This window comes from Streptomyces mexicanus, from assembly GCF_902506575.1.
GTDB classification, from domain to species: Bacteria; Actinomycetota; Actinomycetes; order Streptomycetales; family Streptomycetaceae; genus Streptomyces; species Streptomyces mexicanus.
On sequence record NZ_LR732544.1, the window covers coordinates 1350224 to 1371311 of the forward strand.

The 21088-nt window shown below is 72.7% G+C and carries 16 protein-coding genes; 10 read left to right on the forward strand and 6 right to left on the reverse strand.

All coding sequences use genetic code 11. The features are described from left to right. Positions 1 to 66 precede the first annotated feature (66 nt). Both sucD and sucC read right to left on the reverse strand, forming a co-directional pair. Entirely contained in the window at positions 67 to 951 is an 885-nt protein-coding gene (gene sucD / locus GV126_RS06140; protein WP_159663355.1) for a succinate--CoA ligase subunit alpha, read from the reverse strand. A gap of 14 nt (positions 952 to 965) precedes the next feature. Beyond that, positions 966 to 2099 (reverse strand): ADP-forming succinate--CoA ligase subunit beta, encoded by a 1134-nt coding sequence (gene sucC / locus GV126_RS06145; RefSeq protein WP_159663357.1) that lies wholly within the window; start codon positions 2097 to 2099, stop codon positions 966 to 968. A gap of 227 nt (positions 2100 to 2326) precedes the next feature. Here sucC and GV126_RS06150 point away from each other — a divergent pair, with 227 nt between their 5' ends. The 5 genes from GV126_RS06150 (at position 2327) to GV126_RS06170 (ending at position 10373) form a co-directional block, all read left to right on the forward strand. Beyond that, positions 2327 to 4027 (forward strand): thiamine pyrophosphate-binding protein, encoded by a 1701-nt coding sequence (locus tag GV126_RS06150; protein ID WP_159663359.1) that lies wholly within the window; start codon positions 2327 to 2329, stop codon positions 4025 to 4027. An 11-nt stretch (positions 4028 to 4038) separates the two neighbouring features. Further along, complete coding sequence (gene frc, locus GV126_RS06155) at positions 4039 to 5271, forward strand: formyl-CoA transferase (RefSeq protein ID WP_159663361.1); 1233 nt, start codon at positions 4039 to 4041, stop codon at positions 5269 to 5271. Between the two features lie 3 nt (positions 5272 to 5274). After that, a complete protein-coding gene (locus GV126_RS06160; protein ID WP_159663363.1) occupies positions 5275 to 7410 on the forward strand; it encodes an acetate--CoA ligase family protein in 2136 nt (711 codons plus the stop codon). A 169-nt stretch (positions 7411 to 7579) separates the two neighbouring features. Then, positions 7580 to 8968, forward strand: a complete 1389-nt coding sequence (locus tag GV126_RS06165) for an MFS transporter (RefSeq protein ID WP_159663365.1) — start codon at positions 7580 to 7582, stop codon at positions 8966 to 8968. A gap of 1 nt (position 8969) precedes the next feature. After that, positions 8970 to 10373 (forward strand): OFA family MFS transporter, encoded by a 1404-nt coding sequence (locus GV126_RS06170; RefSeq protein WP_201299804.1) that lies wholly within the window; start codon positions 8970 to 8972, stop codon positions 10371 to 10373. Positions 10374 to 10521: 148 nt separating this feature from the next. On the opposite strand, the gene GV126_RS06175 is transcribed toward GV126_RS06170, so the two are convergent. The 3 genes from GV126_RS06175 to GV126_RS06185 all read right to left on the reverse strand — a co-directional run bounded on the left by GV126_RS06175 (position 10522) and on the right by GV126_RS06185 (position 13814). Next, the gene (locus tag GV126_RS06175; RefSeq protein ID WP_159663367.1) at positions 10522 to 11703 is read right to left on the reverse strand and encodes an ROK family transcriptional regulator; all 1182 of its coding nucleotides are present in this window, start codon (positions 11701 to 11703) and stop codon (positions 10522 to 10524) included. Between the two features lie 169 nt (positions 11704 to 11872). Beyond that, positions 11873 to 12550: a GntR family transcriptional regulator gene (locus GV126_RS06180; protein ID WP_159663369.1), complete on the reverse strand. Its 678-nt coding sequence runs from the start codon at positions 12548 to 12550 to the stop codon at positions 11873 to 11875. 316 nt (positions 12551 to 12866) lie between these two features. After that, positions 12867 to 13814 (reverse strand): beta-ketoacyl-ACP synthase III, encoded by a 948-nt coding sequence (locus GV126_RS06185; protein WP_159663371.1) that lies wholly within the window; start codon positions 13812 to 13814, stop codon positions 12867 to 12869. 289 nt (positions 13815 to 14103) lie between these two features. On the opposite strand from GV126_RS06185, the gene GV126_RS06190 reads away from it, so the two are divergent. From GV126_RS06190 to fdhD, 5 genes are read left to right on the forward strand one after another with little or no spacing between them, the layout of a single operon-like run. Next, positions 14104 to 15075 (forward strand): 2-dehydropantoate 2-reductase, encoded by a 972-nt coding sequence (locus tag GV126_RS06190; protein WP_159663373.1) that lies wholly within the window; start codon positions 14104 to 14106, stop codon positions 15073 to 15075. Continuing rightward, a complete protein-coding gene (locus GV126_RS06195; RefSeq protein WP_159663375.1) occupies positions 15072 to 17015 on the forward strand; it encodes a molybdopterin oxidoreductase family protein in 1944 nt (647 codons plus the stop codon). The genes GV126_RS06190 and GV126_RS06195 overlap by 4 nt, the downstream gene beginning before the upstream one ends. 11 nt (positions 17016 to 17026) lie before the next feature. Continuing rightward, positions 17027 to 18850 (forward strand): NAD(P)H-dependent oxidoreductase subunit E, encoded by a 1824-nt coding sequence (locus tag GV126_RS06200; protein WP_159663377.1) that lies wholly within the window; start codon positions 17027 to 17029, stop codon positions 18848 to 18850. Further along, complete coding sequence (locus GV126_RS06205) at positions 18847 to 19707, forward strand: 2Fe-2S iron-sulfur cluster-binding protein (protein ID WP_159663379.1); 861 nt, start codon at positions 18847 to 18849, stop codon at positions 19705 to 19707. Before GV126_RS06200 ends, GV126_RS06205 begins: the two co-directional genes overlap by 4 nt. A 7-nt stretch (positions 19708 to 19714) precedes the next feature. After that, on the forward strand, positions 19715 to 20560 hold the full coding sequence (fdhD, locus tag GV126_RS06210) for a formate dehydrogenase accessory sulfurtransferase FdhD (protein WP_159663381.1): 846 nt from the start codon (positions 19715 to 19717) through the stop codon (positions 20558 to 20560). Between the two features lie 3 nt (positions 20561 to 20563). Here the strand turns inward: fdhD and GV126_RS06215 are convergent, their stop codons facing one another. Further along, positions 20564 to 21007, reverse strand: coding sequence for a MarR family winged helix-turn-helix transcriptional regulator (locus tag GV126_RS06215; protein ID WP_159663383.1), 444 nt, complete (start codon positions 21005 to 21007; stop codon positions 20564 to 20566). Positions 21008 to 21088 lie beyond the last annotated feature (81 nt).

Genomic DNA, 21088 nt, shown 5'->3' on the forward strand with positions numbered 1-21088 from the left:
GGTGTCATGGGTCTGCTCCGCTCTCGGTGCGCCGTCCAGGGGTGTGCTCGCTGGTGCCGGCCCCCGTTACGTGTCGGCTCCCAGTGCCGCCGCGACCAGCCGTCCGGCCTCGGTCGGGGTGTCCCCCACCGCCACTCCCGCGGCCTCCAGGGCCTCCTTCTTGGCCCGGGCCGTGCCCGAGGAGCCGGAGACGATGGCGCCGGCGTGGCCCATCGTCCTGCCCTCGGGGGCGGTGAAGCCGGCGACGTAGCCGACGACCGGCTTGGTCACGTTCTCCTTGATGAAGGCCGCGGCCCGTTCCTCGGCGTCGCCGCCGATCTCGCCGATGAGCACGATGACCTCGGTGTCGGGGTCGGCCTCGAAGGCGGCCAGGCAGTCGATGTGGCTGGTGCCGACGACCGGGTCGCCGCCGATGCCCACGCAGGTGGAGAAGCCGATGTCCCGCAGCTCGTACATCAGCTGGTAGGTCAGGGTGCCGGACTTCGACACCAGGCCGATGGGGCCGGGTTTGGTGATGTCGGCGGGGATGATGCCGGCGTTGGACTGGCCGGGTGTGATCAGGCCGGGGCAGTTGGGGCCGATGACACGTGTGCCGGTGCGGTGCGCGTACGCGGTGAAGGCCACCGCGTCGTGGACGGGGATGCCCTCGGTGATGACGACGGCGAGGCCGATGCCGGCGTCGGCGGCCTCAAGGACGGCCCCCTTGGCGAAGGCCGGGGGCACGAACACCACGCTGACGTCCGCCCCGGTGGCGTCCATGCCTTCGCGCACCGTGGCGAAGACGGGCACGGACCGCTCGTCGAAGTCGACGGTGCGGCCCGCCTTGCGGGGGTTGACGCCGCCGACGACGTTTGTTCCGGCCGCGAGCATGCGGCGGGTGTGCCGCATGCCCTCGCCGCCGGTCATGCCCTGGACGAGGACCTTGCTGTCCTTGGTCAGGTAGATGGCCATGGCGTGTCCTCTCCTCAGTGGGCGGTGGCCAGGTGCGCGGCCCGGCGGGCGGCGTCGTCCATGGTGGTGGCCTGGTGGACGAGGGGGTGGGCGCGGTCGTCGAGGATCGCGCGGCCCCGGGCGGCGTTGTTGCCGTCGAGGCGGACGACCAGCGGGCGGGTCAGGCGGACCGTGTCCAGGGCCCGGACGATGCCGTCGGCGACGGCGTCGCAGGCGGTGATGCCGCCGAAGACGTTGACGAGGACGGATCTGACCGCCGGGTCGGACAGGATGACGGTCAGGCCGTCGGCCATGACCTGGGCGGAGGCGCCGCCGCCGATGTCGAGGAAATTCGCGGGGCGGGCGCCGCAGCGGGCGACCACGTCGAGCGTCGACATGACCAGCCCGGCGCCGTTGCCGATGACGCCGACCTCGCCGTCGAGCCTGACGTAGTTCAGGCCGCGTTCGGCGGCCGCGGCCTCCAGTGGGTCCGCCCGCCCGGTGTCGGGCGCGTCGCCCCAACGGGCTTGGCGGAAGCGGGAGTTGTCGTCCAGGGTGACCTTGCCGTCGAGGGCGACGATCCGGCCCTGTCGGGTGCGTACGAGCGGGTTGGCCTCCACCAGGAGGGCGTCCTCGCGGACCAGCACCTGCCAGAGCCGGACCAGGACGTCCGCGCTCTGCGTGGGTAGGCCGGCCGCCGCGGCGATCTCGGCGGCCTTCGCCGAGGTGACTCCGACGGCGGGGTCGATCGGGATCCGGGCCACGGCCTCGGGCCTGGTCGCCGCCACCTCCTCGATCTCCGTGCCGCCCTCGGCGGAGGCGATCGCCAGGAAGCGGCCGGCGGCCCGGTCGAGGACGTAGGAGACGTAGAACTCGTGCTCCACGTCCACCGGTTCGGCGAGCATGACGGTGCCGACCCGGTGGCCCTTGATGTCCATGCCGAGGATCCGGCGGGCCGTCGCTTCCGCCTCAGCCGGGTCGGCGGCGAGCCGTACTCCGCCCGCCTTGCCCCGGCCGCCGGTCTTGACCTGTGCCTTGACGACGGCGCGGCCGCCGAGCCGGCGGGCGATCTCGCGTGCCCCGGCGGGCGAGTCGGTGACCTCGGCCCTCGGGACCACGATCCCGTGTTCTGCGAAGAGTTCCCTTGCCTGGTGTTCGTACAGGTCCATCTCGGGCTCCTGTCTGCGAAGGCATCGCGAGGCCGCGGGTGCGGCGTCACCGCGCGGCCGGATCTGCGACATCGTCGCGAGCCCTGACCGGAGTTGACGGAAAAGTGCCGCCGCCCCCTGGACACCACCCACCGGATGCGGGATAACAAGCTTCATACAGTATTCGTCGACTGTATGCAATGTACGCAATGCACTGCGAGCCCCCTACGAAGGGACAGGACTTCGCCATGTCCGACGACACCCAGGACGCCCAGGCAGCCCAGGACCTGATCTCCGGTGGCCACCTGGTGGCCAAGGCACTGAAGGCCGAGGGGGTCGACCGCATCTACACGCTGTGCGGCGGCCACATCATCGACATCTACGACGGATGCGTCGACGAGGGCATCGAGGTGGTCGACGTACGCCACGAGCAGGTCGCCGCGCACGCCGCCGACGGTTACGCCCGTATCACCGGCAAACCCGGGTGCGCGGTCGTCACCGCGGGCCCCGGCACCACCGACGCCGTCACCGGTGTCGCCAACGCCTTCCGCGCGGAGTCCCCGATGCTGCTGATCGGTGGTCAGGGCGCGCACATCCAGCACAAGATGGGGTCGCTGCAGGACCTGCCACACGTCGACATGATGACGCCGATCACCAAGTTCGCGGCGACCGTGCCGGACACGGCCCGCGCGGCCGACATGGTGTCGATGGCGTTCCGCGAGTGCTACCACGGGGCGCCGGGGCCGTCCTTCCTGGAGATCCCGCGCGATGTGCTCGACGCCAAGGTGCCCGTGAGCACGGCACGTGTGCCGGCGGCCGGCCGCTACCGGGCCTCCACCCGCTCGGCCGGCGACCCAGAAGCGATCGAGAAACTCGCCGACCTGCTGGTGCACGCCGAGAAACCCGCCGTCCTGCTGGGAAGCCAGGTGTGGACGACCCGCGGCACCGAGGCCGCGATCGAGCTGGTGCGGACCCTGAACATCCCCGCGTACATGAACGGCGCCGGACGCGGCACCCTGCCGCCCGGCGACCCGCACCACTTCCAGCTCTCGCGCCGCTACGCCTTCTCGAACGCCGACGTCATCGTCATCGTCGGCACCCCCTTCGACTTCCGCATGGGCTACGGCAAGCGCCTGTCCCCCGAGGCGACGGTGGTGCAGATCGACCTGGACTACCGCACGGTCGGCAAGAACCGCGACATCGACCTCGGCATCGTCGGCGACGCCGGCCTGGTCCTGCAGTCGGTCACCGAGGCCGCCTCCGGCCGGGTCAACGGGGGCGCCGCCCGGCGCAAGGAGTGGCTGGAGGAGCTGCGCGCCGCCGAGCAGGCGGCGATCGACAAGCGGCTGCCGCAGCTGCGCTCCGACGCCTGCCCCATCCACCCCTACCGGCTGGTCAGCGAGATCAACGACTTCCTCACCGAGGACTCGATCTACATCGGTGACGGCGGCGACATCGTCACCTTCTCCGGGCAGGTCGTCCAGCCCAAGTCGCCGGGCCACTGGATGGACCCGGGGCCGCTCGGCACCCTCGGCGTCGGCATCCCCTTCGTGCTCGCCGCCAAGCAGGCCCGCCCGGACAAGGAGGTCGTCGCCCTCTTCGGTGACGGCGCGTTCTCCCTGACCGGCTGGGACTTCGAGACGCTGGTCCGCTACGACCTGCCCTTCGTCGGGATCGTCGGCAACAACTCCTCGATGAACCAGATCCGTTACGGCCAGGCCGCCAAGTACGGCAAGGAACGCGAGCGGGTCGGCAACACCCTCGGTGACGTCCACTACGACAAGTTCGCGCAGATGCTGGGCGGTCACGGCGAGGAGGTGCGCGACCCCGCCGACATCGGGCCGGCCCTGCGGCGCGCCCGCGAGTCCGGCAAGCCGTCGCTGATCAACGTCTGGGTGGACCCGGACGCGTACGCCCCCGGAACCATGAACCAGACCATGTACAAGTGAGGTGAACGCTCGTGACGGGCAAGGCACTCGACGGCATCCGCGTCCTGGACATGACCCACGTCCAGTCCGGCCCCTCCGCCACCCAGCTGCTGGCCTGGCTCGGTGCGGACGTCATCAAGCTGGAGGCGCCCACCGGTGACATCACACGCCGCCAGCTGCGCGACCTGCCGGACGCGGACTCCCTGTACTTCACGATGCTCAACTGCAACAAGCGGAGCATCACCCTCAACACCAAGACCGAGCGCGGCAAGGAGCTGCTGACCGAGCTGATCCGGCGCTCGGATGTGATGGTGGAGAACTTCGGGCCGGGCGCGGTGGACCGGATGGGTTTCACCTGGGACCGGATCAAGGAGATCAACCCGCGGCTGGTGTACGCCTCCATCAAGGGGTTCGGCGAGGGCCCGTACACCGACTTCAAGGCCTACGAGGTCGTCGCGCAGGCGATGGGCGGGTCCATGGCGACCACCGGGTTCGAGGACGGGCCGCCCACCGCGACCGGCGCGCAGATCGGTGACTCGGGCACGGGTGTGCATCTGGTGGCGGGTGTGCTGGCCGCGCTGTTCCAGCGGGAGCGGACCGGGCGCGGGCAGCGGGTGAACGTGGCCATGCAGCACGCGGTGCTGAATCTGTGCCGGGTGAAGCTGCGCGACCAGCAGCGCCTGGCGCACGGGCCGCTCGCGGAGTACCCGAACGAGGACTTCGGCGACGAGGTCCCCCGGTCCGGCAACGCCTCGGGTGGCGGGCAGCCCGGCTGGGCGGTCAAGTGCGCGCCGGGCGGCCCCAACGACTACGTGTACGTCATCGTCCAGCCGGTGGGCTGGAAGCCGATCAGCGAGCTGATCGGCCGGCCGGAGCTGGCCGACGACCCCGACTGGGCGACCCCGGAGGCCCGGCTGCCGCGGCTGAACAAGATGTTCCAGCTGATCGAGGAGTGGTCCTCGACGCTGCCCAAGTGGGAGGTGCTGCAAAAGCTCAACGCGCACAACATCCCGTGCGGGCCGATCCTGTCCACCAAGGAGATCATCGAGGACGAGTCGCTGGCCGCCAACGAGATGGTGGTGCGCGTCCCGCACCCCCAGCGCGGCGAGTTCGTCACCGTCGGCAGCCCCCTGAAGCTGTCCGACTCCCCCGTCGAGGTGCGCACCTCCCCGCTGCTCGGCGAGCACAACGAAGAGGTCTACGTCGGCGAACTGGGCCTCGGCGACGAGGAGTTGCGCCTGCTGAAGTCGAACGGGGTGATCTAGGTGATGGCGGAGGACCGCAAGCTGCGGGTGCGCGCGCTGCTGGACGCGGTGCGCGAGCAGGGGCGCACGGCCCTGACCGCGCCCGAGGGCAAGGTGATCGCCGACGCCTACGGGATCGCGGTGCCCGGCGAGGCGCTGGCGCGGGACGTGGAGGAGGCCGTGGCCGCGGCGGCGCGGTTCGGCGGACCGGTGGTGATGAAGATCGTCTCGCCGGACATCCTGCACAAGACCGATGCCGGCGGGGGGGTCGTCGGGGTTCAGGGCGCCGCGGACGTGCGGGCCGCCTTCCACCGGATCGTCGCGAACGCGCGGGCCTACGACGCCGCTGCCCGCATCGAGGGGGTGCAGGTGCAGGAGCTGCTGCCCAAGGGTCAGGAGGTCATCGTCGGCGCGGTGACCGACCCGACGTTCGGGAAGGTCGTGGCGTTCGGGCTCGGCGGGGTGCTCGTCGAGGTGCTCAAGGACGTGACGTTCCGCCTCGCGCCGGTGGACGCCGACGAGGCGCTGTCCATGCTGGACTCGATCCGGGCGGCGGACGTGCTGCGCGGGGTGCGCGGGCAGGCGGGTGTGGACCGGTGGGCGCTGGCCGAGCAGATCCGGCGGGTGTCGCATCTGGTCGCGGACTTCCCGGAGATCGCCGAGGTGGACCTCAACCCGGTGATCGCAACGGAGCACGGCGCCCTCGCCGCCGACATCCGCGTGATCCTCGCCGAACGGCAGCCGGCCGCGCGCAGGACGTACACGCGGGAAGAGATCCTCACGTCCATGCGCCGCCTGATGCAGCCCACCTCGGTGGCCGTGATCGGTGCCTCCAACGAGCCCGGCAAGATCGGCAATTCGGTGATGCGCAACCTCGTCGACGGCGGCTTTTCCGGCGAGATCCATCCGGTGAACCCCAAGGCCGATGACATTCTGGGCCGCAAGGCGTACAAGAGTGTCACGGACGTTCCCGGTGAGGTGGATGTGGCCGTGTTCGCCATTCCCGCGCGGTTCGTGGCCGCCGCGCTGGAGGAGGTGGGACGCAAGCGGATCCCCAACGCCGTCCTCATCCCGTCCGGGTTCGCCGAGACCGGCGAGCACGAGCTGCAGGCCGAGATCGTGGCCGTTGCCGAGCGGTACGGGATCCGGCTGCTCGGGCCGAACATCTACGGCTACTACTCGACCTGGCAGGACCTGTGCGCCACGTTCTGCACGCCCTACGACGTCAAGGGCGGGGTCGCGCTGACCAGCCAGTCCGGCGGGATCGGCATGGCGATCCTCGGGTTCGCCCGGACGACGAAGACGGGTGTGTCGGCGATCGTGGGCCTGGGCAACAAGTCCGACCTGGACGAGGACGACCTGCTGACCTGGTTCGGCGAGGACCCGCACACCCAGTGCATCGCGATGCACCTGGAGGACCTGAAGGACGGGCGTGCCTTCGTCGCCGCGGCGCGAAGGACCGTGCCGAAGAAACCCGTAGTGGTCCTCAAGGCGGGGCGGACGGCGGCCGGAGCGCGGGCCGCCGGGTCGCACACCGGGGCGCTGGCGGGCGACGACGCGGTGTACGACGACATCCTGCGGCAGGCGGGGGTGATCCGGGCGCCGGGGCTGAACGACATGCTGGAGTACGCGCGCGCGTTGCCGGTGCTGCCCACGCCGAAGGGCGACAACGTGGTCATTATCACCGGCGCCGGCGGCAGCGGAGTGCTGCTGTCGGACGCGGTGAGCGACAACGGGCTGAAGCTGATGGAGATCCCGCCCGACCTGGACGAGGCGTTCCGCCGCTTCATCCCGCCGTTCGGGGCCGCGGGCAACCCGGTGGACATCACCGGGGGCGAGCCGCCGTCGACGTACGAGGCGACGATCCGGCTCGGTCTGGAGGACCCGCGCATCCACGCGCTGGTGCTGGGCTACTGGCACACCATCGTCACCCCGCCCATGGTGTTCGCCGAGCTGACCGCCCGGGTGGTGGCCGAGCTGCGCGAACGCGGCGTCGAGAAGCCGGTGGTGGCCTCGCTCGCCGGGGACGTGGAGGTGGAGGAGGCCTGCCAGTACCTCTTCGAGCGGGGGGTCGTGGCCTACCCGTACACCACCGAGAAGCCGGTGGCGGTGCTCGGGGCGAAGTACCGCTGGGCGCGCGCGGCGGGACTGCTGTCGTGAGCCGCACACACCTGGGGTCCGCGGGTCGTCGCGGGGGGTGGTCCATGAGCTGAGCGAGCTGCGGGCCGACCGGCGGTGCGCGCCGGCCGTGCCCGGGACCCGTGCGGCGCACGCAAGGCAAGGGACGGGGGCCGGCCGGAACGTTCGACGCAAGGGGTGCAGCCGCGTGATGGACACCACCGTTCCCCCCGCCTCCCCGGTCTGCCGGGAGGTGAGGGACCGCAGGGGCCGCGTGTACCGGGTCGGCGAGAGCGACGTCGATCTGATGGGCCGCCCGAGGATCTGGATGGTCGTCCTGCCCTGGGTGGGCATGACGGGCATCAGCGGTGCCGCGTACGCGTGGGTCGCGGCGCAGGCCGCACTCCGTGACACACCCGGGGGCGGCGGGAGCCTGTTCCGGGCGGCGTGCCTGTGGCTGTCGGCGCAGGCGGCCGTCGCCTTCCCGGCCGGGCGGGCGCGGGCGAGCGGCCGGCTCTCCGCCCGCCGGGCCGTGGTGAGCGGTGCCGCGGGTGTGCTGCTGGTGTGTGCGGCGGTCGCCGTCGTCCCGGATCCCGGGGCGGCCCGCGCGGTCCTGGCCGTGGTCGGCGGCGCCGGGGCGGGGCTCGTCCAGACGACCTGTCTGAGCGTGCCGGGCACCTGGTACCCCGAGCGGCGCGGCGGGCCGACGGCCCTGGTGGTCGGCGGTCTCGCCCACGGGGCGGTGCCGGTGCTCCTGCTCGCGCCTCCCGGGGCCGCGCACCCGAGGGTGCTCGGCGCGAGCGGAGCCGGGATGTGCCTGGCGGTGGCGGCCGCCGGGTGGTTCCTCAGGTGGCCGCCGAGGAACTGGTGGCCGCCGCACCACGATCCGCTCAGGGTGCCGGCCGCTCCCGCCGCCCGCGGGGCACGGGAGAAGAACCCGCCCGCCGTGCGCCACCACGCCCCGGGGCAGGCCGCGCGCACCCCGGTGCTGTGGGTGCTGTGGCTGTGCCTGCTGGGCGCGGCCGGTGTCACCGTCCTCGGTGTGTGCCTGCCGGCACCGGCGGGGCGCGGAGCGGCGTTCGGCGGCGCGGTGTTCGGCGGCGCGGCGCCGCACGCGACCGCCTGGGCCGTCGTCGCGGGCGGTGCCGCGGTGGGGGCGGTGGGTGTGCTCTGCGACCGGTCGGGGCGGCGGGCCGTGCTGGGCGCGGCCTGTGCGCTGCTGGGCCTCGCCCGGTTCGGGGCCGCCGTCGCCGGCCGGGGGGACCACGTGCCCCTGCTCCTGGGCTGTGCGGCGGCCGCCGGACTGGCCGGCGTGGCGGTGCTCGCCCCGGTCGGTGCCCTGGCGGCGGACCACTTCGGTGAGAACCACAGTGCGAGCGTCCTCGGGCTGCTGACCTGGGCCTGGCTGCTGCCGCCGGCCCTGCTCGCGGGCACGGCCGCCGCCGTCGGCCGCGTCCCGGACCTCCACGGCGCCCTGCTGCCGGCGGGCTGCACCCCCCCGGCCCGCGCGGTGCCCGCGCTCTTCCTCAAGGCTCCGGGCCGGCCCAGTGCCCCGCGCATCGTCCCCAATCCGCACCCCCTCGGCGAGGAGATGGCCTGACATGACGGCTGATCCCATGGCAACAAGGAACACGCCGGCCGATCCCGGCACGGCGAAGGGCGCGTACCGCGAAGTGACCGACTCCCGGGGGCGGGTCTACCGCGTCGGCGAGACGGACCGGGACATACTCGGCCACTCACGCAAGTTGATGGTGTATCTCCCGTGGGTGGCGATGATGGCGATCAGCGTCTCCGAGTACGCCTACGGCTCCGCGGAGGACACCCTGTCCAAGGCGCACGGCTGGACGCAGAGCAACACCTTCTGGATCCTGAGCGTCTGGGTGTTCTTCCAGGCGGGCATCGCCTTCCCGGCGGGCTGGCTGCGCGAGCGGGGCATCCTGACGGCCCGCCGGGCGATGTACGTGGGCTCGGGGATGTGCCTGCTGGGTTTCCTGGCCCTGTCCCACCTGGACAACGTGCTGCTGGCCATCCTCGGCTTCGGGGTCGTGGGCGGTGTCGGCTCCGGGCTGATCTACGCCACGTGCATCAACATGGTCGGCAAGTGGTTCCCGGAGCGGCGCGGCGCGAAGACCGGCTTCGTCAACGGCGGCTTCGCCTACGGCTCGCTGCCGTTCATCTTCATCTTCAACTACGCCTTCGACACCGGCAACTACGACGAGGTGCTGGACCTGATCGGCGTCTACGTGCTGATCGTCGTCGCGGTGTGCGCGTTCTTCTTCAAGGACCCGCCGAAGAACTGGTGGCCGGCCGACATCGACCCGCTGTCGCGCGCCGGTGACAGCAAGAGCGCGGCGAGCCTGGCCAAGAACCCGCCGGCGGTACGGCAGTACACGCCGAAGGAGGCCATCAGGACCGGCATGCTGCCGCTGATGTGGATCACCGTCGTCATGACGGCGGGTGTGTCCATCTTCGGCATCTCCTTCCAGGTGGACTACGCCAAGGAGATCGGTTTCGGCCCGCTCGTCGCCGCGTCCTCGATGGGCATCATGGCGGTCATCAACGGCGTCGGCCGGGCCGTGGTGGGCTGGCTGTCGGACCTGTGGGGCCGCAAGACGGCGCTGATCTTCGTCATCGTCGTCCTGGGCCTGGCCCAGTTCGGTGTCATCTGGGCGGGTGACATCAAGAACGAGTGGCTGTTCCTGTTCTTCGCGTTCCTCTCCGGCTTCGGCGGCGGCGCGTTCTACCCGATGTTCGCGGCGCTGACCCCGGACTACTTCGGCGAGAACTACAACGCCACCAACTACGGGCTGGTCTACAGCGGCAAGCTGGTCAGCGGGCTGTTCGGCGGCGGTCTCGGCTCGATGGTGGTGGGCGCCTGGGGCTACGACGGCGCCTACGCCCTGGCGGGCGGCATCTCGATGGTGGCGGCGGCGATCGCGCTGCTGCTGCGGCAGCCCGGGCGGGGCGGGGAGGCGGCGGCCGCAGAGCCGCGGGCGGCCGGCTGACGCACGCCCGCACCCACATGAGGGGGGGCCTGTCCGCGGTCGCGGACAGGCCCCCGCCCGTGCCGGCGGCTCTGGCCGCCGGCAGACGACAGAGCCGGTCAACCCGATGACGATGCCGACGCCGAGGGCCGCGGCGGCCGGCGTGGTGCTACGCGGGTGAGAACAGGTGGTCGCTGATGAGCCGGGCCGCGCCGATCACGCCGGCCTGGGGACCCAACTCACCCAGGACGATGGGGAGGTTGCCGGTCGCCAGCGGCAGCGACTGGCGGTAGACCTGGGTGCGGATCGCGGCGAGCAGGGTGTGGCCGAGGCCGGTGACCCCGCCGCCGATCACCACCAGGCCGGGGTTGAAGAACGACACCAGCCCGGCGATGACCTGTCCGGTGCGGGTGCCGCCCTCCCGGATCAGGTCGAGCGAGGTGGGGTCGCCCGCGGCGGCCGCGGCGGCGACGTCGACGGAGGTGAGGGCGCCGTTCGCCGCCAGGCGCAGGGCCAGTTCGGCGGAGCGGCCCTGCTGGGCCGCCTCCAGCGCGTCGCGGGCGAGCGCCGCGCCGCTGAAGTGGGCCTCCAGGCACCCCCGGTTGCCGCAGGCGCACGGGTGTCCGTCGGGCACGGCCTGGATGTGCCCGATGTCGCCCGCGCTGCCCGTGGTCCCGCGGTGCACCTCACCGCCGACGACGATGCCGCAGCCGATGCCGGTGCCGATCTTGACGCAGAGGAAGTCGCCCACGGAACGGGCGACGCCCGCGTGCATCTCCCCCATCGCCATCAGGTTCACGTCGTTGTCGACCATGACCGGGCAGCCCAGTTCCTGGCTGAGTGCCTCGCGGACCGGGAAGCCGTCCCAGCCCGGCATGATCGGGGGTGCCACGGGGACGCCCTCGGGGAAGCGGACGGGTCCGGGGACGCCGATGCCGGCGCCGTCGAAGCCCTCCGCGAGCCCGGAGGCCCGCAGCTTCGCGGCCAGGGACAGGACCTGCTCGAAGACCGCGACCGGTCCCTCGCGCACGTCCATGGGCTGGTTGAGGTGGCCGAGCACCTCCAGTTCGGCGTTGGTGACGGCGACGTCGACGGAGGTGGCGCCGATGTCGACGCCCAGGAAGCGCAGGGTGGGCGCGAGCCGGACGTTGTGGGAGCGGCGGCCGCCGCGCGAGGCGGCGAGCCCGTCGGCGACGACCAGGCCCGTCTCCAGGAGCCGGTCGACCTCCACGGCCAGTTTCGACCGGGAGAGGTCCACCTGGTCGCCGAGTTGGGCGCGGGAGCGGGGTCCCGCGTCACGCAGCAGCTTCAGCAGTCGGGCCTGGTGTGCGTTGGCGGGTCGTGCGGTCATGCGTCTCACGTGCCCCTCCCCGCCTCGAGTCGGCCGTCCGTACCGGGCTTTGGGAAGGAACGTAGCAGCGACCGCCGAACCTGAGAAGAAGCGAATTCCACCCAGCTTTCCCCTCTCGCAGGACAAAGGTCGGCCCGGGGGTACCGCGTCACCGCACGTGGGCCGCCGTTCAGGAGGTCGCGCGCTCGTGGTAGGAGGTGCGGGTGTGCTCGGTGTGTTCGCGCATCAGCCGGGTGGCGCGCGGCTCGTCGCGGTCGGCGATCGCGGCGATCAGCGCGCGGTGCTCGACCCAGGACTGGCTGCCGCGCTGCCGGGCGACCGGTGTGTAGTACCAGCGCACCCTGCGGTCGACCTGTGCGGCCAGTTCCGCCAGGACCGCGTTGCCGGCCAGCTCCATGATCTTGGCGTGGAAGCGGGCGTTCAGGGCGACGGCGGCGTCCACGTCGTCGGCGGCGACGGCCCGCTCCCCCTCGGCGCACAGCTCCTCCAGCGCGCCGACGCCGGCGGCGTCCGCGTGCGCGGCGGCCAGCCGGGCGGCTTCGGCCTCCAGCAGCGTACGGACCGTCAGGAGCTGGTCGGCCTCCTCCTCCGTGGGCTCGTGCACGAACGCGCCCTGGGCGGGGCGCAGATCGACCCAGCCCTCGGTGTTCAGCCGCTGCAGCGCCTCCCGCACCGGCTGCCGGGAGACGCCGAGGTGCCCGGCCAGTTCGCTCTCCACGAGGTGCTGGCCCGGCTGCAGGGCGCGGGTGGTGATGAGTTCGAGGAGCGCCTCGTAGACGCGCTCGCGCAGCGGTCCGGGGCGCTCCAGCCGGGGCACCGCCCCCTGCGGCAGTCCTGTCGACAACATCGCGGTCCCTCCTCGGCCGGGGCCGTGCACAGCGGAGACGGAAACGAAAGACGCGGAACGTCACGGGGCCCGTGCCGGCCCGGCCCGGTCCGAGGAACGGATCCCGGAGCGGATCCAGGAGCGGATCACGGTCCCCCAGTATCGATTGTTTTTCGTCTACAGTCTACGGCGCACAGGGGCCAGGACGCGCGCCCATGGGGTACGGCGCACCCCGGCGCGAGCGCGCCCCGATGTCAGCGGCCCCGACGCGCGCGGCCGGACGCGCCCCGCCCCGAGCGCGCGGACCGGTGGCGCCCCGTACCGCCGCGAGCGCGGCTCAAGGACAGCGCACGACCTGCCCGGCATAGGAGAGGTTGCCGCCGAAGCCGAACAGCAGCACGGGGTCGCCGGCCGTCACCGCGCCCTGTTCCACCAGCTTGGACAGGGCCAGCGGGATGCTGGCCGCCGAGGTGTTGCCGGAGTCGCACACGTCGCGGGCGATCACGGCGCGGGCGGCGCCCAGTTTCTCGGCGAGCGGCTCGACGATGCGCAGGTTGGCCTGGTGCAGCACGACCGCGGCCAGGTCCTCGGGCGACACACCCGCGCGCTCGCAGGTCTGCCGGGCCAGCGGCGGCAGGTGGGTGGTGGCCCACCGGTAGACGCTCTGCCCCTCCTGGGCGAACCGCGGGGGCGTGCCCTCGACGCGCACCAGGTGCCCCAGCTCCGGGACCGAGCCCCACAGCACCGGCCCGACCCCGGGCCGGGTGCCCGGCGGGCAGGCCTCGACCACCGCGGCGCCCGCGCCGTCGCCGACCAGCACACAGGTCGACCTGTCGCTCCAGTCGGTCACATCCGACATCTTCTCGGCGCCGATGACCAGGGCGCGGGTGGCGGCGCCGGCGCGCACGGTGTGGTCGGCGGTGGCCAGGGCGTGGGTGAAGCCGGCGCACACCACGTTCACGTCCATCGCGGCCGGGCCCGGGACGCCGAGGCGGGCGGCGACCCGGGCGGCGGTGTTCGGGGAGCGGTCCAGGGCCGTGCAGGTGGCGACCAGGACCAGGTCGATGTCGGCGGGGGCGAGTCCGGCCGCGGCGAGCGCCTTGGCCGCGGCGTGGGCGGCGAGTTCGTCGACCGGCTCGTCGGCGCCGGCGATGTGCCGGGTGCGGATGCCCACCCGGCTGGTGATCCACTCGTCGCTGGTGTCGACCAGGGACGCCAGGTCCTCGTTGGTGAGCACCTTGGCGGGCTGGTAGTGGCCGACGGCGGTGATGCGCGAGCCGTGCATGGGCGGGATTCCCCTCGTTGCCTCGTCTCCCGGATGTGTCCGGGATGCCGGGCCACCAGTGTGGTCACCGGCTCCACGGGGACGGGGGCGGCCGAAGCGACAGGAAAGCGGGGCCGGAGTTGTCGGTTTTCCGCAGTCCGTCCCGCGTCCTGCGCGAACCCTTGCCCGCCCAACCTCCATACTGTAGACAATATTTCGTCGACACCTTGTCCGACCTGAAGGTCCCCGGCCCCTCGCGGCCCCCTCCTCACCACCTCCGCGGTATCCCTCGACCGAACGGAGCGTTCCCGTGAAAGTCGCAGTCCTCGGCGCCGGAGCGATCGGCGCCTACGTCGGCGCGGCGCTCCACCGTGCGGGCGCCGACGTGCACCTCATCGCCCGTGGACCGCATCTGGCGGCCATGCGGCGCTACGGAGTGCGGGTGCGCAGCCCGCGCGGGGACTTCACCGCGCACGCGCACGCCACCGACGACCCGGCCGAGGTCGGCCCGGTCGACTACGTGTTCCTGGGCCTGAAGGCCACCTCGTACGCGGCGTGCGGGCCGCTGATCGAGCCGCTGCTGCACGACACCACCGCGGTCGTCGCCGCGCAGAACGGCATCCCCTGGTGGTACTTCCACCGGCACGGCGGCCCCTACGACGGCCGCCGCCTGGAGAGCGTGGACCCCGGCGGGGCGGTCAGTGCCGTGCTCGCCCCCGAACGGGCCGTCGGCTGCGTCGTCTACGCGGCCACCGAACTCCAGGCACCGGGCGTCGTACGGCATGTGGAGGGCACCCGGTTCTCCCTCGGCGAGCCGGACCGCAGCGTCTCGGCGCGCTGCACGCGTTTCAGCGAGGCCATGCGGGCCGGCGGCCTGAAGTGCCCCGTCGAGCCGGACCTGCGCGACGACATCTGGCTCAAGCTGCTCGGCAACATCTCCTTCAACCCGATCAGCGCCCTGTCCCGGGCGACCATGCGGCAGATGTGCCGGCACGGCGGCACCCGCCGGGTCATCGAGATCATGATGCGCGAGACCCTCGCGGTCGCCGAGGCCCTCGGCTGCACGGTCGGCGTGTCCATCGAGCGGCGCCTGGCGGGCGCGGAACGCGTCGGCGACCACCGCACCTCCACGCTCCAGGACCTGGAGCGCGGCAAACCGCTGGAACTCGACGTGCTGCTCGCCGCCGTCGTCGAACTGGCGGAGATCACCGGCGTGGAGGTGCCCACCCTGCGCACCGTGCACGCCCTTTCGGACCTGCTCGCGCTGAGGAGCGCCGCATGAGGAAACGGCAACCGAAGACCTACACCCGGCTCACCCACCCCCTGGTGCGCGATGCGCGGACGGAGCCCTTCCGGCGGGCCACCTGGGACGAGGCCCTGGACCGGGTCGCGCGCGGCCTGGAGCGCAACCGCGGCGCGTTCGGCATGTTCTCCTGCTCCCGCGCCACCAACGAGACGAACTACGTGGCGCAGAAGTTCGCCCGCGTCGTCATGGGCACCCACAACGTCGACTCCTGCAACCGCACCTGTCACGCGCCCAGCGTGGCCGGGCTCGCGGCCGCCTTCGGCTCGGGCGGGGGCACCTCCTCCTACGCGGAGGTCGAGCACACCGACGTCATCGTGATGTGGGGCTCCAACGCCCGCTTCGCCCACCCGATCTTCTTCCAGCACGTGCTGAAGGGCATCGGGAACGGCGCCCGGATGTACGCCGTCGACCCGCGCCGCACCTCGACCGCCGAGTGGGCGGAGAGCTGGCTCGGGCTGAACGTCGGCACGGACATCGCCCTGGCGCACGCGATCGGCCGGGAGATCATCCACGCGGGCCTGACCAACGAGGCGTTCGTGCGGCGGGCGACCACCGGGTTCGAGGAGTACCGGGCGCTGGTCGAGCCGTGGACGCTCTCGCTCGCCGAGAAGGTGACGGGTGTGCCGGCCGCGGCGATCAGGGAGCTGGCACACGCCTACGCCCGCGCCGAACGCGCCCAGCTGTGCTGGACCCTCGGCATCACCGAGCACCACAACGGCACCGACAACGTCCGCGCACTGATCAACCTGGCGCTGCTCACCGGCCACGTCGGCCGCTTCGGCTCGGGCCTGCAGCCGCTGCGCGGCCAGAACAACGTGCAGGGCGGCGGCGACATGGGCGCCATCCCCAACCGGCTGCCGGGCTTCCAGGACATCCTCGACGCGGACGCGCGGCACAGGTTCGAGTCCGCGTGGGGCACGGCACTGGCCCCGCACTACGGGCTGAACCTGACGGAGATGTTCGAGGCGATGGAGGACGGCACGCTGCGGGCCGTGTACTGCATCGGCGAGAACCCGGCGCAGTCGGAGGCCGACAGCGAGCAGGCGGTACGGCGGCTGCGGCAGCTGGACTTCCTCGTCGTCCAGGACATCTTCCTGACCCGGACGGCCGAACTGGCCGACGTCGTCCTGCCCGCCACCGCCGGCTGGGCGGAGACCGAGGGCACCACCACCAACAGCGAACGCCGGGTGCAGCGGGTGCGCCGGGCCGTCACCCCGCCCGGCGAGGCCCGCGAGGACATCGACATCCTGTGCGACGTGGCGGCCCGGCTGGGCCACGACTTCACGTATGCCGACGCCGAGGCGGTCTGGAACGAGCTGCGGTCCCTCTCCCCCGACCACCACGGCATGACCTACGCCCGCCTGGAGGAGCACCAGGGCATCCAGTGGCCCTGCCCGAGCACCGACCGGCTCGAACCGACGTATCTGCACGGCCGGTTGTGGGAGAGCGACCCCGCGCGGCGGGGCCGCCCGGCGCCGTTCGGGATCGTGCAGCACGATCCGCCGGTCGACCTCACCGACGAGCGCTACCCCATCCGGCTCACCACCGGGCGGCGGCTGGACTCGTACAACACCGGGGTGCAGAGCGGCGGTTTCGCCTCGCCGCTGCGCCGCGGCGAGGCGATCGAGCTGTCGCCGGAGGACGCCGAGCACTACGGCGTCGTGGTCGGCGAACAGGTGCGGGTGACCTCGCGCCGCGGGTCGGTGACCGCGCCGGTGTGGGTGGACCCGGCGCTGCGGCCCGGGTTGGCCTTCATGACGTTCCACTTTCCCGACGAGGTGGACACCAACCAGCTGACCATCGAGGCGAACTGCCCCATCGCGGGCACGGCGGAGTTCAAGGCGTCGGCGATCCGGATCGAGAAACTGCCGGTCGCCACCGAGGTACCCCCGCTGACCGGACTGACGACCGATTGAGGTGACCCGGCGTGGACCTGCACTTCGGCGACAGCAAACCGACCGACGACGAACGCGCGGCCGTGGACGCCCTGCTGGGGCCCCCGGAGTCCTCCTGGGAGGGCGCCGACCGCAGCGACCGGGACCTGCGCTGGGCACGCGGCGGGCGCGCCGCCCGGGACCGCCGCGAGCTGCTGCTGCCGGGGCTGCACGCGATCAACGACCGGGTCGGCTGGATCAGCCCGGGCGCCCTGGACTACCTGTGCCGGCGGCTGACCGTGCCACCGGCCGAGGCGTACGGCGTGGCCACCTTCTACGCGATGTTCTCCGTCCGGCCGCGCCCGGCGACCGTGCTGCACGTGTGCACGGACCTGGCCTGCCAGGCGGCGGGCGCCGAGCAGGTGTGCGCGCAGGTGGAGTCCCGGCTGGGCCCGGGCAGCGGCGTGCACGTCGAGCGCAGCCCGTGCCTGGGGCTGTGCGAGCGGGCCCCGGCCGCGCTGGCGATCCGCGCCGGCGACCCGGTGCGCACGGCCGTGGCGGCGCCGGCGGACGCGGCGGCGGCCGTCCTCGCGGCGACCGCGCCCGACGCGGCACCCGAGGAGCCACCGGTCACGCACGCCGCACCCCAGGCCGGGCAGGCGGGGCTGCTGCTGCTCGGCCGGGTCGGCACGGTGGACCCGGAGAGCCTCGACGACTACCGGGCGCACGGCGGCTACACCGCCCTGCGCCGGGCCTTCGCCCTCGGCCCGGCCGGCGTCATCCGCGAGGTCACCGACGCCGGGCTGCTCGGGCGCGGCGGCGCCGCCTTCCCCACCGGCCGCAAGTGGCAGGCCACCGCGTCCCAGCCGGACCGGCCGCACTACCTGGTGTGCAACGCGGACGAGTCCGAGCCGGGCACCTTCAAGGACCGCGTCCTGATGGAGGGCGACCCGTACGCCCTGATCGAGGCCATGACGATCGCCGGCTACGCGACCGGCGCGCACCGGGGCTACCTGTATCTGCGCGGCGAGTACCCGCGGGCGCTGCGCCGGCTGGAGCACGCCGTCGCCCAGGCGCGCGCCCGCGGCCTGCTCGGCGACGACGTCCTCGGCCAGGGCTACGCCTTCGACATCGAGATCCGGCGCGGCGCGGGTGCCTACATCTGCGGCGAGGAGACGGCCCTGTTCAACTCCCTGGAGGGCCGGCGCGGCGAGCCGCGCTCCAAACCGCCGTTCCCCGTGGAGAAGGGCCTGTTCGGCAAGCCCACGGTGGCCAACAACGTCGAGACGCTGGTCAACGTACTGCCGATCCTCACCCTGGGCGCGCAGGCGTACGCGGCGATCGGCACGGGCCGCTCCACCGGGCCGAAGCTGTTCTGCGTCTCCGGCAGCGTCGAGCGGCCCGGCGTCTACGAACTGCCCTTCGGGGCCACCCTCGGCGAGCTGCTGGAGCGGGCCGGGGTGCGCGAGGGCCTGCGGGCGGTGCTGCTGGGCGGCGCGGCCGGCACCTTCGTGCGCCCCGACGAGCTGGACATCCCGCTCACCTTCGAGGGCACGCGCGAGGCGGGCACCACGCTCGGCTCGGGGGTGGTGATGGCCATCGACGACAGCGTGCCGCTGCCCCGGCTGCTGCTGCGCATCGCCCGGTTCTTCCGGGAGGAGTCCTGCGGGCAGTGCGTGCCCTGCCGGGTGGGGACCGTACGGCAGGAGGAGGCGCTGCGGCGGCTCGCCGAGCGGACGGGCGCGGGCGCCGCCGACGACGTCGCCCTGCTGCGCGAGGTCGGCCGCGCGATGCGCGACGCCTCGATCTGCGGTCTGGGACAGACCGCGTGGAACGCCGTGGAATCCGCCATCGACCGTCTGGGGGCGTACACATGACCGTCACACCGCTGGGGATCCCGCGCCGCCTGGTGGAGTTCACCCTCGACGGGGAACCGGTGCGGGTCCCGGAGGGCTCGACGATCCTGGACGCCTGCCGGGCGGTGGGCAAGGACGTCCCGACCCTGTGCCACGGCGACACGCTCACCCCGAAGAACGCCTGCCGGGTCTGCATGGTGGAGGTCGAGGGCTCGCGGACCCTGGTGCCGGCGTGCTCGCGCAGGGCCGAGGCCGGCATGGAGGTCCGCACGCGGACCGAGCGGGCCCTGCACAGCCGCAAGGTGGTGCTGGAACTGCTCGCCTCCAGCGTCGATATGTCGACCACGCCCCGGGCCGCCGAGTGGATCGAGGAGTACGGGGCGGACCCCGGCCGCTTCGGCCCCGACGCGGCCCGCCTTCAGGAGCAGCCGAGGATCGACAACGAGCTGTACGTCCGGGACTACGGCAAGTGCATCCTGTGCTACAAGTGCGTGGACGCCTGCGGCGAGCAGTGGCAGAACACCTTCGCGATCTCGGTCGCCGGCCGCGGGTTCGACGCCCGCATCGCCGTGGAGCAGGACGCGCCGCTGCCCGACTCGGCGTGCGTGTACTGCGGCAACTGCGTGGAGGTGTGCCCGACCGGCGCGCTGTCGTTCAAGACCGAGTTCGACATGCGGGCGGCGGGTACCTGGGACGCGTCACGGCAGACGGAGACGACGACGGTGTGCGCCTACTGCGGAGTCGGCTGCAACGTCACGCTCCATGTGCAGGACAATGAGATCGTCAAGGTCACCTCACCGCACGACAACCCGGTGACCCACGGCAACCTCTGCATCAAGGGCCGCTTCGGCTACCAGCACGTACAGAACCGGGACTGATCAGACCATGGGACGAGTCACGGAACGACGCAAGGTGATCCGCATCCGCGACGGGGCCGTCTCGTCCCGGCCGGACACCCTGGTGGCCGAGGAGCCACTGGAGATCCGGCTCGACGGCAAGCCGCTGGCCATCACGATGCGCACCCCCGGCGACGACTTCGCGCTGGCCGCCGGCTTCCTGGTCAGCGAGGGCGTGCTGGGCTCGGCGTCGGACCTGGCGAACATCGTCTACTGCGCCGGCGCCACCGTGGACGGCTCGAACACGTACAACGTGGTGGACGTGAAGACCGCGCCCGGGGTGCGGCTGCCCGACATCACCCTCGAACGCAACGTCTACACCACCTCCTCCTGCGGGCTGTGCGGAAAGGCGTCGCTGGACGCGGTGCGCACGACGGCCCGCTGGCCGATCGCCGACACCCCGCCCGTGCGGGTGCACCCCGAGCTGCTGGCGACCCTGCCCGACCGGCTGCGCGCCGCCCAGCGGGTCTTCGACCGCACCGGCGGCCTGCACGCCGCCGCCCTGTTCACCGAGGACGGCGCGCTGCTGGACATACGGGAGGACGTGGGCCGGCACAACGCGGTGGACAAGCTGGTCGGGCGGGCGCTGCAGGACGGGCGACTGCCGCTGTCCCGGGCGATCCTGCTGGTCTCCGGGCGGGCGTCCTTCGAGCTGGCCCAGAAGGCGGTGATGGCCGGCATCCCGGTGCTGGCCGCCGTGTCGGCGCCGTCGTCGCTGGCGGTGGACCTGGCGGCGGAGACGGGGCTGACGCTGGTGGGCTTCCTGCGGGGCAGCTCGATGAACGTGTACGCGGGCGAGGAGCGCGTGGTGCTGGAAACCGCCGCGCGGAGCTGACGGTTACTGCCGCGTGCCGCTGACCCGGATCAGCAGCTCCATGAACTGCTCCCGCTCGGCCGGGCTCAGCGGGGCCAGCAGCGTGTCGTTGGCCTCGCGGGCCAGCCGCTCGCAGCGGTCCAGCACACGGGCGCCCTCGTCGGTGAGGGTGACCGCGTTCTTGCGCCGGTCCCTCGGGTCCGGCGCGCGTTCGACCAGTCCGGCGGACTGCAGGTCGTTGAGGACGCCCACGAGGTCCTTGGGGTCGAGGGCGACGCTGCGGCCCAGGTCGGCCTGGGCGACGGGGGCGAGGTCGCGGACGGCGGAGAGGACCACGTGCGGCCACATCTTCATACCCTCGACGGCCAGGGCCTCGGCGACCAGGGCCCGGCCGCGGGCGGCGGCCCGCCCCAGGAGCCAGCTGGGCAGGGAGCGGATCGCGGGCAGGGGTGCTTCGGCGTCGGGCATGGCGGCAGCGTATCCGAGGTTCATTGGACTTCCCCACGGCATCGAGCGCCGCTACCGTTGGGACACCCAATGAATCCGTGG

Bases quoted from the DNA above. Each gene is read 5' to 3' on its own strand.
- sucD (WP_159663355.1), bottom strand. From the start codon at position 951: ATGGCCATCTACCTGACCAAGGACAGCAAGGTCCTCGTCCAGGGCATG.
- sucC (WP_159663357.1), bottom strand. From the start codon at position 2,099: ATGGACCTGTACGAACACCAGGCAAGGGAACTCTTCGCAGAACACGGG.
- GV126_RS06150 (WP_159663359.1), top strand. From the start codon at position 2,327: ATGTCCGACGACACCCAGGACGCCCAGGCAGCCCAGGACCTGATCTCC.
- GV126_RS06160 (WP_159663363.1), top strand. From the start codon at position 5,275: ATGGCGGAGGACCGCAAGCTGCGGGTGCGCGCGCTGCTGGACGCGGTG.
- GV126_RS06165 (WP_159663365.1), top strand. From the start codon at position 7,580: ATGGACACCACCGTTCCCCCCGCCTCCCCGGTCTGCCGGGAGGTGAGG.
- GV126_RS06170 (WP_201299804.1), top strand. From the start codon at position 8,970: ATGACGGCTGATCCCATGGCAACAAGGAACACGCCGGCCGATCCCGGC.
- GV126_RS06175 (WP_159663367.1), bottom strand. From the start codon at position 11,703: ATGACCGCACGACCCGCCAACGCACACCAGGCCCGACTGCTGAAGCTG.
- GV126_RS06180 (WP_159663369.1), bottom strand. From the start codon at position 12,550: ATGTTGTCGACAGGACTGCCGCAGGGGGCGGTGCCCCGGCTGGAGCGC.
- GV126_RS06185 (WP_159663371.1), bottom strand. From the start codon at position 13,814: ATGCACGGCTCGCGCATCACCGCCGTCGGCCACTACCAGCCCGCCAAG.
- GV126_RS06195 (WP_159663375.1), top strand. From the start codon at position 15,072: ATGAGGAAACGGCAACCGAAGACCTACACCCGGCTCACCCACCCCCTG.
- GV126_RS06205 (WP_159663379.1), top strand. From the start codon at position 18,847: ATGACCGTCACACCGCTGGGGATCCCGCGCCGCCTGGTGGAGTTCACC.
- fdhD (WP_159663381.1), top strand. From the start codon at position 19,715: ATGGGACGAGTCACGGAACGACGCAAGGTGATCCGCATCCGCGACGGG.
- GV126_RS06215 (WP_159663383.1), bottom strand. From the start codon at position 21,007: ATGCCCGACGCCGAAGCACCCCTGCCCGCGATCCGCTCCCTGCCCAGC.